The organism is Sulfitobacter sp. AS59, assembly GCF_038899995.1.
Taxonomy (GTDB): Bacteria; Pseudomonadota; Alphaproteobacteria; order Rhodobacterales; family Rhodobacteraceae; genus Sulfitobacter.
In genome coordinates this window covers 673945-686697 of record NZ_JBBMQK010000001.1, presented here as the reverse complement: position 1 = coordinate 686697, position 12753 = coordinate 673945, and the positions used below count along the sequence as shown (strand labels likewise).

At 56.5% G+C, this 12753-nt stretch carries 11 protein-coding genes; 10 read left to right on the top strand and 1 reads right to left on the bottom strand.

What is annotated here, in order from left to right:
- Nucleotides 1–268: 268 nt before the first annotated feature.
- Nucleotides 269–535, bottom strand: coding sequence for a hypothetical protein (locus WNY39_RS03420; RefSeq protein WP_342844062.1), 267 nt, complete (start codon nucleotides 533–535; stop codon nucleotides 269–271).
- A 153-nt stretch (nucleotides 536–688) separates the two neighbouring features.
- Here WNY39_RS03420 and WNY39_RS03415 point away from each other — a divergent pair, with 153 nt between their 5' ends.
- The 10 genes from WNY39_RS03415 (at nucleotide 689) to WNY39_RS03370 (ending at nucleotide 12720) form a co-directional block, all read left to right on the top strand.
- Nucleotides 689–3532 carry a Hint domain-containing protein gene (locus WNY39_RS03415; RefSeq protein ID WP_342844060.1) on the top strand — a complete coding sequence of 948 codons (2844 nt, stop codon included), beginning with the start codon at nucleotides 689–691 and terminating at the stop codon, nucleotides 3530–3532.
- A gap of 223 nt (nucleotides 3533–3755) precedes the next feature.
- Nucleotides 3756–4886 (top strand): TRAP transporter substrate-binding protein, encoded by a 1131-nt coding sequence (locus WNY39_RS03410; protein ID WP_341234808.1) that lies wholly within the window; start codon nucleotides 3756–3758, stop codon nucleotides 4884–4886.
- A gap of 75 nt (nucleotides 4887–4961) precedes the next feature.
- Entirely contained in the window at nucleotides 4962–5546 is a 585-nt protein-coding gene (locus WNY39_RS03405; RefSeq protein WP_341234807.1) for a TRAP transporter small permease subunit, read from the top strand.
- Nucleotides 5543–6961: a TRAP transporter large permease subunit gene (locus WNY39_RS03400; RefSeq protein WP_341234806.1), complete on the top strand. Its 1419-nt coding sequence runs from the start codon at nucleotides 5543–5545 to the stop codon at nucleotides 6959–6961. The genes WNY39_RS03405 and WNY39_RS03400 overlap by 4 nt, the downstream gene beginning before the upstream one ends.
- On the top strand, nucleotides 6951–8315 hold the full coding sequence (locus WNY39_RS03395) for an amidase (protein WP_342844055.1): 1365 nt from the start codon (nucleotides 6951–6953) through the stop codon (nucleotides 8313–8315). Before WNY39_RS03400 ends, WNY39_RS03395 begins: the two co-directional genes overlap by 11 nt.
- 13 nt (nucleotides 8316–8328) lie before the next feature.
- Nucleotides 8329–8490, top strand: coding sequence for a hypothetical protein (locus tag WNY39_RS03390; RefSeq protein ID WP_342844053.1), 162 nt, complete (start codon nucleotides 8329–8331; stop codon nucleotides 8488–8490).
- A gap of 4 nt (nucleotides 8491–8494) precedes the next feature.
- A complete protein-coding gene (locus WNY39_RS03385; protein WP_342844051.1) occupies nucleotides 8495–9454 on the top strand; it encodes a D-glycerate dehydrogenase in 960 nt (319 codons plus the stop codon).
- Between the two features lie 342 nt (nucleotides 9455–9796).
- Nucleotides 9797–10783, top strand: coding sequence for a TRAP transporter substrate-binding protein DctP (gene dctP, locus WNY39_RS03380; protein WP_342844049.1), 987 nt, complete (start codon nucleotides 9797–9799; stop codon nucleotides 10781–10783).
- A gap of 72 nt (nucleotides 10784–10855) precedes the next feature.
- A complete protein-coding gene (locus WNY39_RS03375; protein WP_342844047.1) occupies nucleotides 10856–11404 on the top strand; it encodes a TRAP transporter small permease in 549 nt (182 codons plus the stop codon).
- On the top strand, nucleotides 11404–12720 hold the full coding sequence (locus WNY39_RS03370) for a TRAP transporter large permease (protein ID WP_342844045.1): 1317 nt from the start codon (nucleotides 11404–11406) through the stop codon (nucleotides 12718–12720). Before WNY39_RS03375 ends, WNY39_RS03370 begins: the two co-directional genes overlap by 1 nt.
- Nucleotides 12721–12753 lie beyond the last annotated feature (33 nt).

Genomic DNA, 12753 nt, shown 5'->3' with positions numbered 1-12753 from the left:
TAATTTTCCCTTCCCCGAATGGCGATGCGCGGCTAACGATTAGATGCCCAACTGGGGGGCACACTCTGTAGGTCACGGGGGCGACCGCATTGAACGCGTACCATAATGTACGGGATAGATGTGTTCGTCGCGCTGCCAAGTCGTCGAATATAGTGCTGGGTCTTTCGGGACCGGGTTAGGTCGCTTGCGGCTGTCATCCCTTCATGCGGGTCAAGGTTCACTGCGCGTCGTCATCAGACCGCCGGAGTGGCTCTTGGGTCCATTGTGTTTACCGCATACGTGCGGTCCGCCTGTCCGGCGGATAAGGGAGAATAACGATGAACAGGTCTGAGAAAGTCGGGAAGTTGAAAGCTGCCATTGCTTCAACCGAGACCAACCGCTGCTTTGCGCGCGGGGCGGACGGTTTTTTACCTTTAACCCGCCACAATCGCATCAAATCTAAACCACAAATTGTCTCCATGAAGGCGTTGCGCGGCTCATTTCCGGCACGCCTATTATTCAGATTGGTAAAAATTGTTTTTGTAAGCTCGTTCACCGCGGGCCTTGGGGAATTTCCCAGATCACGCGGTGAGATTGAACACGGCCCAGGGCACGGGGCGAACTGACCAAGGGTCGCTCGTTCGAAACCGGGCATTAGAGATTTGAGGCGCATCGCACATGCCTCACCAGTATTTTGGAGACGACAGACATGACATTTTTTCTTGGAAAACTTTTAAGTATGTATTCAGGGTCCAAGGGTGGATCGACCTCATCGACGACCAAGGACGGCATTGTCGACGGGACCGGCAATGATGATCTGATTAACACCGCCTATACCGGCGACCCGCACGGCGACCGCGTCGATGCAAATGATGCCGTATTCGGAGCCCTAGGGTCGAACGACGATGTCATCTTGGGCCGTGGCGGGGATGACACCATTCTGGCGGGCGACGGAGACGATACGGTGCTGGGCGGGTCGGGTGACGACAGTATCGATGGGCAAGGCGGGAACGACATCCTGCTTGGGGATGCCGGGACTGATGCGACAGGAACAGCCGGTCGTGAAAGCTTTGAATGGTCCAAGGCACCGGACCCCAGCCGCGATGGCACCGCCATCGACGAGGACGACGACCTTACTGGCGGTTTTCAACAAAACACCGGCACGGTCAACGTAACGTTCAAGGTCACCTCGGCTTCGCCAACCGGTAGAGACGAGAAATTCACCTACGACGAACAGAATATTAATGGCGTTGTCGGCGACGGCAGCACGGTCAACAAAAACAGCGCCTTTGACTCATTGGCCAACAAACAGGGCTCAAGCATTTTCTCGCTCGATTTCGACAACGAAGTCGGCAACGTTTCGTTTAATATCAACGATATCGACAATAAGGGCGCGGTAAAAATCATCGCCTATGACGATGCTGGAAATAAGCTTGATGTAGAACTGACAGGCGGATCAGGCGTCGAGCTAAGCAGCTCAGGTAACGTTTATACGGCCAAAAGTAAGGGCGGCGATGAAGAGGCGAACGGGTCAAAGTATTCCGTGAATGTGTCGATCGACGGCCCGGTCGCGCGGATCGAATTTGTTCATACCGGGGCCACTGACGGTGACTCCGGTATTAACGTGACAGACGTCTTTTTCGACAATCCTGCGTCGTTCGTCATCGACGACACCTCGATGGGGGATGACACCATCCACGGCGGCGACGGTGAGGATCTGATCTATGGCGACAGCGGCAGTGCACCGGCAGTCGTGCGCGAGAACTTTGAGTGGGAAGGCGTCAGCACGCGCCAGATCAACGACGGCTTTAGCCAAGATACAGGCAACGTCACGGTCACATTTAAGCAGGTTAAAGACACGGGCAACCATGAGGCCGAAGCATCGACGGCCACGCTGAACACGGATGGTGTTGTCTCGAACGGGGATCCCGTCGACAACAACAGCTCGCTTGAATCCGTCACACATGGCAAGGGCAACAAGGGCGAATTCCAGTGGGAATTCTCGGATGCGGTGGGGAATGTATCGTTCAATGTGAACGATCTTGATAACGATGGCATCGTCAAGATCGAAGCTTATGACGTGAACGGAAATCTGATCCCGGTGAACCTAAGCAGCGGTTCGGGCATCAGCTTGTCTGACACCGACGCGGCACCCGGCGAGGAAACGGCTGATAGCCGGGGTGGCAACGAACATGTCAATTCGTCCAAGTTTAATCTGAACGTTCACATCCCCGGGCCTGTGGCCAAGATCGTTATGACACACACCCAGGACGGCAGTAACAATTCGGGCGTTAATGTGACCGAAATGTATTATGACACATGGGTGGGTGAGCTTAGCCCCGGCGAGGAAGGTGGCGACGACGTCATCACCGGCGGCGCGGACAACGACACCATCTATGGCGAAGGTGGCAACGACTCCATCGATGGTGGTGCCGATGATGACTATATCGAAGGTAACAACGGCGACGATACGATCGTCGGCGGTTCAGGCAATGACACGATCTATGGTGACACGCCGGGTGCTGTAACACCTGCCGCCTTTGGTCCTGCAACCCTGCGCACGGCTGTCGCGGCGGCCAGCACGGCTGGCCCCGGAAATGATTCCATCTCGGGCGGTGCGGGCGATGACTTTATCGACGGTGGTGCGGGCAATGATACGATCCGCGGCGAGGCAGGCAACGACAGCATGCTTGGCGGTGACGGTGAGGACCTGTTCCTTGACGTAAACGGTGGCGATACCATCGACGGTGGTTCCGGCCCGCTGGCAACGGACTATGACGTGATCGATCTGACGGGATCGCTGAACGGTGGCGGTTATCGCTTTGAAAACATGCGCCCCGATACTGACGCGGACGATACCGTGGACGATGGCAGCCGTAACGACGGCCAGGACGGGACAATCGTGTTTACCGATGCGTTGGGTAAAGAAACCGGTCGTCTTGATTTCACCAACATCGAAAGCATTGTGCCGTGCTTTACGCCCGGCACCCTGATCGCGACGGCAAAAGGCCAGCGCCGGGTCGAAGACCTGCGGCAGGGCGATATGATCATCACCCGCGACAACGGGCTGCAGGAAATCGCTTGGGTCGGTCAAAAGCCGCTGACGCAAAATGACTTTATCGACCGGCCTGAATTGAAACCGGTTCTGATCAAGGCAGGCTCGCTTGGTGAAGATATGCCAGAGCGTGACATCATGGTGTCGCCAAACCACCGGATGCTGATCGCGGATAAAGGCGTGTCGATGTATTTTGACGAACCCGAAGTTCTGGCCGCGGCCAAACATCTGGTCGGAAAAGACGGGATCGACCATGTGGATGTGGCCGACACAAGCTATATCCACTTTATGTTCGAGCGCCACGAGGTTGTGCTGTCGGACGGCACATGGACCGAAAGCTTCTATCCCGGCGATTATACAATCGACGGTCTGGGGTCGGACCAGCGCGATGAAATCCTGTCGCTCTTCCCCGAGCTTGAAACCGAGATGGGCATCAGAAACTACCGGACTGCCCGTCCAACGGTCAAGAAATACGAAGCCAAGCTGCTGTTTCACTAATCACTGGCTTGCTGCCCCATGGGGGTCGGCAGGGGTTGAACGGATATTGAGCGGGGTGCAGATAAATATCTGCGCCCCGTTTTGCAGTACAAATGCGCATTTGAATGCCCATTTGCGGGAATATTCTTGCGTGTCGGCACGAAAACATTAACATTTTGTTTAGATCGTCGCTAACGTCGCACGTTGCGACCGTTTTCGCGCGGTCACTCTGGGAGGAGAAAATATGACGGAAAAAACAAACATTAACAGACGTTCATTTTTGACGAAATCCGCCGTCGCAGGCGGGGCCGCTGCTGGGAGCATGCTGGCCGCACCCGCGGTTCTTGCGCAAGCGCCACTTGTGATCAAGATGCAGACGTCGTGGAATGACGCCAACATCTGGCAAGACTTTGCACGCGACTATGCGACGCGGGTCGAAGAAATGTCGGGGGGACGCCTAAAGGTCGATGTTCTGCCAGCGGGGGCAGTTGTTGCTGCATTCCAAGTGCTGGACGCGGTGAATGACGGTCTGATTGATGCTGCACACTCTGTGCCGGTTTACTGGTACGGTAAGAACAAGGCCGCATCGCTGTTCGGTACGGGGCCGGTTTTCGGTGGCTCTGCAACAACGATGCTGTCGTGGTTCTATGAAGGTGGCGGTCAGGCGCTGTATAACGAGCTGACCCAAGACGTTATGGGTCTGGATGTCGTGGGCTACATGGGCTTCCCGATGTTCGCGCAGCCCTTTGGCTGGTTCAAAGAAGAAGTGAACACCGTTGCCGACCTGCAAGGGTTTAAGTATCGCACCGTTGGCCTTGCGGCTGACCTGATGGCCAAGCTTGGCATGTCGGTGGCGCAGCTGCCCGGCGGCGAGATTGTGCCCGCGATGGAACGCGGCGTGATCGATGCGTTCGAGTTCAACAACCCATCGTCGGATAAGGATTTTGGCGCACAAGACGTGGCCAAAAACTACTATCTGTCCTCGTATCACCAAGCGTCCGAAAGCTTCGAGTTCCTGTTCTCCAAGACCTTCTTGGAAGACCTGGACCCCGATCTTCAGGCCATCTTGAAATACGGTGTCGAAGCGGTATCGACGGCAAACACAGCCAAAGCGATGAACCGGTATTCTGCGGATCTGCAATTCTTGCAGAATGATGCAGGCGTCAACGTGCGCCGCACCTCCAAGGAAATCCTGGACGCGCAGCTCAAGGCATGGGACGAGCTGATTCCAGAATTGGAAACAGACCCGTTCATGAAGAAATGCCTCGACAGCCAGCGCGACTGGGTCAGCCGTGTGTCGTATTACGAGCTGATGAACTCGCCTGACTACGGGTTGGCTTACGAGCATTACTTCCCCGGCAAGATCAAGCTTTGATCGCTTAGGTCAGTGTAAAGAGACGAACCTCGGCATTTTTTGTGCCGGGGTTCTTACGCGAATTAAGGGAACACCATGTTATCCATTATCCGCTTCGCCGATAATCTTTCGGCTTGGTTCGGCAAATCATTTGCTTGGCTCATTCTACTCATGTCTATCGGAACGGGCTACGAGGTTTTCGTGCGCTATGTGATGAACAACCCCACCGCTTGGGCGCTGGATGTGTCGTTTATCATGTATGGCACGCTGTTCATGATGGGCGGCGCTTATACGCTGTCGCGGGGCGGGCATGTTCGGGGCGATTTCCTGTACCGGCTTTTGCAACCGCGGACCCAGGGCAAGATCGATCTTGTCTTGTACATCCTGTTCTTCTTTCCCGGTGTGACAGCCCTTATTCTGGCCGGGTGGAAATACGCCGCCCGATCATGGCAATACGGCGAAGTATCAGTGAACAGCCCTGCGGGCGTGCCGATTTACCAGTTCAAAGCGGTGATCGTCGCGGCAGGTATTTTGCTGTTTATCCAAGGGATTGCGCAGGTATGTCGATGCATTATCGCCATTCGCGATAACTATTGGGTGGAACCCGACGAAGACGTGTTCGAAACCGAAGACCTGCTTATGCAAGAGGCCAACAAGGCCGAGAAAGACCATATCACATGACCGATCCGCATATTGCCCTGATGATGCTGGGCCTGTTCATCATCTTTGTTTTCCTTGGCTTTCCGATTGCATTCACGCTGATGGCGATGGGCATCGGCTTTGGCTATTACGCCTATTTCGACGCGCGCCGCATGTGGCGCAGCTTTGACCGATTGGACGAAACTGCGGGGCAGTGGGAACAATGGTCGACCTGGGTCGAGGGGTTTTATAATAACCGAATATTCGACTTATTCGTGAACCAGACCTTTACGGTGATGTCGAACGAAGTACTGACCGCCGTGCCCTTGTTCCTCTTCATGGGCTATATCGTTGAACGCTCCAATATTGTTGACCGCCTGTTCACCACCTTGAATGTCGCGTCGAAGAACGTGCCGGGTTCGATGGGTGTTGCGGCGCTGATCACCTGCGCCTTGTTTGCGACAGCCACAGGGATTGTGGGCGCGGTCGTCACCTTGATGGGCTTGCTTGCACTGCCCGCGATGCTCAAAGCGCGCTATGATCCGTCCTTTGCGGCGGGCATCATTTGCGCGGGTGGTACATTGGGTATCTTGATCCCGCCGTCGATCATGCTGATCGTCTATGCTGCGGCCACAAACGTGTCTATCGTCCGTCTCTATGCGGCGGCGCTGCTGCCGGGGCTGACGCTTGTTGGCCTCTACCTGATCTACATCATAGGCCGGTCGTTGATCCAGCCATCCTCGGCACCCAAACCCACTGATGACGAAGTGCCAGACATGCCAATGGGCAAGCTGGTGTGGATGATCATCACGTCCTTTGTGCCGCTCGCTTTCCTGATCTTTGCGGTTCTCGGCTCGATCCTGTTCGGCCTTGCCACCCCGACCGAAGCAGCATCCATCGGGGCCTTGGGCGGTATCTTCCTCGCCTTTATCTATCGGGCGATGACGTGGCAGCGGATGCGTGAAAGCGTCTATCTGACGGTGCGCACGACGGCGATGGTGTGCTGGCTGTTTGTCGGGTCCTATACCTTCTCGGCGGTGTTCTCGTATCTTGGCGGCGAACATGTGATTTCCGAGTTCGTTCAGGGCATGGACCTCACGCCCATCCAGTTCCTGATCCTTGCGCAACTGATCATCTTTTTGCTGGGCTGGCCGCTGGAATGGTCCGAGATCATCATCATCTTCGTGCCGATCTTTCTGCCGCTTTTGGCCGTGTTCGAGATCGACCCGCTGTTCTTTGGGATATTGGTGGCGCTCAACCTGCAAACCAGTTTCCTGACGCCGCCCATGGCCATGTCGGCCTATTACCTCAAGGGGATCGCGCCGCCTGAACTACGGCTGACGCAAATCTTTGCGGGTGTTATGCCGTTCCTGTTCTGCGTGATCCTGTCGATGGTGCTGATGTATGTCTTCCCGTCGATCGTGTTCTATCTGCCGGAAATGTTCTATGGACGATAACGCCCCACATGCCGATCACATGGTCGCATCCCCCAGCGTGACGCTGCTGCGGGATCGATTGGCATCCGGTGCGCTGGATGCCAGCGCGCTGGTCGAAAGTTATATCGCCCGGATCGAGGCGCGCGAGGCGGACGTCGGTGCGTGGGCGTGGTTCGATGCCGACTTTGTGCGCGCGCAAGCCAAAACGCTGGATGCGCAACGCCGTGCTGGATTGCCGTTGGGCCGTTTACATGGGCTTCCTGTCGGGTTGAAAGACGTCATCGATACCCTGCGTATTCCGACGGAAAACGGATGCGCGGGCGATGCGGGGCGGGTGCCGCTGCGCGACGCCTTTATTGTTGAGCGTCTGAAAAAAGAGGGCGCGATCATCATGGGCAAGACGGTCACGACCGAACTTGCCTTTATGCATCCGGGCAAAACCGCCAACCCGCATAATCTGGCCCATACGCCGGGCGGATCATCGCAGGGTTCTGCCGCTGCCGTCGCTGATGGCATGGTGCCGTTGGCCATTGGTACGCAAACTGGCGGGTCCGTGATCCGGCCTGCATCCTTTTGCGGTGTGACTGGATACAAACCCACATTCGGCGCGATCCCGCGACGCGGTGTGCTGGCTCAATCGCCGACATTGGACACCATCGGGGTTTTCGCCAGCGATCCAGCGGGTGCCGCATTGCTGGCCGAGGTTTTGTTCGGCCATGACATCGACGATCCGGCAACCACATTGGCCCCCACACCCGCGCTGCACGCGGCGGCCGTGTCAAAACCACCGCTGCCACCTGTATTCGGTTTTGTGCGCCCGCCGGGATGGGACGAACACGCAGACCCGCAGATGAAAGAAGCGTTTAACGAGCTGATTGCAGCACTTGGCGATCAGGCGTTTGAATTGCCGCTGCCTTCGGTTTTTCAATCCGCCGCCGAGCAGCGCAAGCTGATCAACTTTGCGGAAATGGCCTATCATTACTACCCCTATGCCCGCGATATGGGCGATCAGTTGGGGCAGGTGACGCGCGACGCGATCAGCGAAGGGAACGCGGTGCTGGCACGTGATTACCAGTCGGCCTGTGATATGCCCAAGGTGCTGAATGCAGCGTTGGACGAATTGCTGACCCGCTGTGACGCTTTGATTTGCCCCTCTGCAACCGGCCCCGCACCACGCGGGCTTGAGAGCACGGGCGATCCGATCTTCAACGGGTTATGGACCTTTTGCGGCACACCTTGCATCAGCCTGCCGCTTCTCACCTCGGTCGAGGGGCTGCCAATGGGCGTCCAGCTTGTCGGCGAACGTGGCAATGACGCGCGCTTGATGCGCAGTGCGCAATGGCTGTTTAACTGGGCCGATGGCGCAACCTCATAAGGAATGACATGACATGAACCGCATACTTGCCCTTTTCGCCTTTTCCACGCTTGCTGTCTTTTTGCTGATCTTGGCGGTCAAAGTGCCTAGCCCTGATCTGGTGATCATTGTCCTCGTGACCCTTGCGTTCGTGGCCTATGATTTTGCCACCTCAAGCAAAAACAAACGGGATTAATCAAATGTCCAAGCCGGTTATCTGGATCACGCGCACCCTGTCAGATGCCACTTTGGAACGCGCCCGTCGCGATTACGAGGTGATCTGGGATCCGGCTGATACACCGGGCAGCGCGCAAGATATCATCGCGATGAGCGCCAAGGTCGATGGCATGATCCCGTGCCACTCCGAACATTTCAGCGCGGATGTTGTGGCCCGGCTTGATCCACGTCTTAAGATCGTCGCGAACCATTCGGTGGGCGTCGACCATTGCGATTTGGCGGCACTGCGGGCCAAGGGGATCACTGTCACCAACACGCCCGGCGTTTTGTCGGATGCCACGGCAGAGCTGGCGATGATGCTGATGCTGGGCGCTGCCCGTCGCGCGGTCGAGGGGGATCGCACGGTACGCTCGGGCGCGTGGAATTCTTGGTCGCCTGCGTTTTTGGTGGGCAAGCAGGTCACCGGTGCGCGGTTGGGGATTATTGGCATGGGCGGCGTTGGCCGCGCCTTTGCCCGCAAGGCGCGCGGCTTTGAGATGGAGATCCACTATCACAACCGCCGCCGCCTTTCGCCCGAAGACGAGGCTGGCGCGATTTACCATGAAGACCTTGATGATTTGCTGGTGGTCTCTGACTTCCTGTCCCTGCATTGCCCCGCGACGCCCGATACGACCGGCTTGCTGAACGCCGAACGGCTGGCACAAATGCCCAAGGGCTGCGTGATCGTGAACACAGCGCGGGGTGCGCTGGTGGATGAAGACGCGTTGCTGGATGCTATCAACAGCGGCCATGTCGGTGCGGCGGGGCTTGATTGCCTTGTGACCGAGCCGGGCGGAAATCCGGCATTTGCACAGCATGAAAACATCATGATGATGCCTCATGTCGGAAGCGGTACAGTCACGACGCGCAATGCGATGGGGTTCAAAGCGTTGGATAATCTGGATGCGTTTTTCCGGGGCGATACACCGCCGGACAAGCTCTGAATCTCCGGAGATCCGAGCCTGTTTCAGCGTTTCCGGATCGTCATACATGTCTGCTATTCTTGTCTTACACGGTAGGATCTCAACGTGCATCTGCGCGGGCCGATATCATTTCCGAGTCCATTCAATATCATATAGGTATTCATTAAAAACAAACCATTAGGCTGTGATCTTCATCTTTCCGGCCATGCCGCATTACGAAGGCGGCGATCTAAATACGGGAGGAGAATAATGCCGCGATTGAATTTTTGTATACAAGACCTTTTGACTTGGGATGCAAAGCGTGGAAAGATTTGTGGCGTAGAACCGGGGCGCTCGACCTTGGTCACATTCTGGGAGGAATATATGAAAATGACTGCACTCAAGGCAGCGGCGACGCTTGCCTGCTTTACGCTTGGCTCTGCTGCTCACGCCGAAACGCTGCGTCTGTCGCATCAATGGTCAAATACGGACGTGCGCCATCAGGTGGCGCAGATCGTCGCTGATGGTGTTGCGGCTGCGGATGTAGATTTGGATATCCAGATTTTCGGGTCCAAGTCGCTTTTTAAACCGCGCGAGCAATATCGCCCCCTAAGCCGTGGCCAGCTGGACATGACAGTTCTGCCGCTAAGCTATGCCGGTGGCCAACAGCCCGCGTTTAACCTGACATTGATGCCCGGCATGGTGAAAAACCACGATCACGCCGCCCGGCTTAGCGCGTCGCCGTTTATGGCCGCGCTAGAAGAGAAAATGGCCGAAGATGATGTGATGGTCTTGGTCCATGGCTATCTGGCCGGTGGTTTTGTCGGCAAAGACAAATGCATCACCAAGCCCGAGGATGTGAAAGGCCTGCAAACCCGTGCGGCTGGTAAGGCGTTTGAACAAATGCTGGCCGGGGCAGGGGCGTCGATTGCGTCCATGGCATCGTCCGAGATTTATAACGCAATGCAAACCGGCGTTCTGACGGCTGCGAACACATCGTCGTCGTCTTTCGTATCCTACCGGATTTATGAACAAGTGGCCTGCTATACACCAGCGGGCGATGTGGCGTTGTGGTTCATGTATCAACCGCTTTTGATGAACAAATCCAAGTTCGACGGGCTGACGGCAGATCAGCAAAATGCACTGCTGGACGCATCCGCTAAAGCGCAGGCGTTCTATCTGGAAGAAGCCAAAAAGCAGGACGCGGCATCCGAGCAGGTGTTCCGTGACGCGGGCGTGGAAATCGCGCAGATGACGCCAGCAGACTTTGAGGCATGGCGCGCATTGGCGCAGGAAACATCCTACAAAGCGTTCGTTGCAGATGTGCCTGACGGTCAGGCGCTGCTCGATATGGCGCTTGCTGTCGATTGATCCGATCAAGGGGGGCTGCTGACGCGGCCCTCCTTGCGCAGATGATTTTCAAAAAAGTCTAAGGATAATGTTATGGCGGGCCAAAGCTCGGCCGTTGCGGCGCAAACGGGAGACAATCCGTTCCTGCGTATCGTGGCGGCACTTTCTACGGTTGCAGGGTGGTGTTCGGCGGCGATGATTGTCGCGGCGGTGGCCATCACCTGCCAGATGATTTTCATCCGCTTTGTATTGAACGGATCGACCGTGTGGCAGACCGAAGCGGTGATTTATCTGGCCATCGGCTCAACGCTCGTGGGCTTGCCCTATGTGCAGCGTCTGCGCGGCCATGTGAATGTTGATCTGATCCCGATCTCGCTGGGGCCACGGGCGCGCTATATCATGGCGCTTTTCACGCTCTCGCTGTCCATCGTGATGGTCGCGATCATGCTGTGGTACGGCTATGAATTCTGGCACCTCGCCTTTGAACGCAACTGGAAATCCGACACGATTTGGGGCGTGCGTTTGTGGATACCCTATGCCGCGCTGCCCATCGGCTTTGCGCTGTTTTTGTTACAGCTGATTGCGGACCTCATCGCGGTCGTCTTGAAAATTGATAAGCCGTTCGGCTTGGAGGACCGCTAGTGGATCCGCTTACACTTGGCGCGTTTGTCGCCTTTAGCACGATTATTGTCCTGTTCTCCGGTGTGTCGGTGGCCCTTGGGTTGCTGATTGTATCGACCGGGTTCTTGATGGTCTTTGACGGGATGCGCTCGCTTGAGCTGCTGCCCGAAATCCTGTTCGGCAAGCTGGATAACTTTGCGCTTTTGTCGATCCCGATGTTCATCATCATGGGCTCGTCGATTGCATCAACGCGGGCAGGGGCCGACCTTTACGAGGCGCTGGAACGCTGGCTGACGCGTGTGCCCGGTGGGTTGGTGATCTCCAACCTCGGTGCCTGCGCGTTGTTCGCCGCCATGTCCGGGTCCAGCCCCGCAACCTGCGCGGCAATTGGCAAGATGGGCATCCCCGAGATGCGCAAACGTGGCTACCCCGATGGCGTGGCGGCTGGGTCAATCGCGGCTGGAGGCACCTTGGGCATCCTGATCCCGCCATCAGTCACCATGATCGTCTATGGCATTGCCACAGAAACATCGATCGGGCGCTTGTTCTTGGCCGGTGTGATCCCGGGCTTGCTGCTGGTCGCGTTGTTTATGGCGTGGTCGCTTTACTCCACATGGAAATCCGGCAACCGCGAATTGCTGGCAACGGGCAGCTATAGCTGGAAGGAAAAATTCGAAATTCTGCCGCGTGTCCTGCCGTTTTTGTTCATCATCATCGGCGTGCTTTATGCGATGTATGGCGGCGTCGCGACCCCGTCCGAGACCGCCGCCGTAGGCGCGCTTTTGTGTCTGGTGATTGCGATGGTGATCTACAAGCTGTGGAACCCGCGCGACCTGTGGGTGGTGCTGCGCGACAGTACCAAGGAAAGCGTGATGATCCTGTTCATCATCGCCGCTGCCGGTGTGTTTTCCTATATGCTGTCCAGCCTTTATATCACGCAATCCATCGCCAATTGGATCGGTACTTTGGATGTGAACCCGTGGGTGCTGATGGGCTTTGTGAACGTATTTCTGTTGATCGCCGGTTTCTTTCTGCCGCCCGTGGCCGTGATCTTGATGGCGGCACCGATCTTGTTGCCGATCATCACCACGGCAGGTTTTGACCCGATCTGGTTTGCGGTGGTGTTGACGATCAACATGGAAATCGGGCTGATCTCGCCGCCGGTGGGGTTGAACTTGTACGTGATCAACGGCATCGCGCCGGACATTTCGCTTAAGACGATTTTGATGGGGTCGCTGCCGTTCGTTGCCTGTATGGTGCTGGCGATCTTTTTGCTATGCGTCTTTCCGGGGCTCGCCACGTGGCTGCCTGACGCCGTGATGGGGGCCGCGATATGAGCGGTCCCTCCCTCAGGACAATCGTGCCTCTAT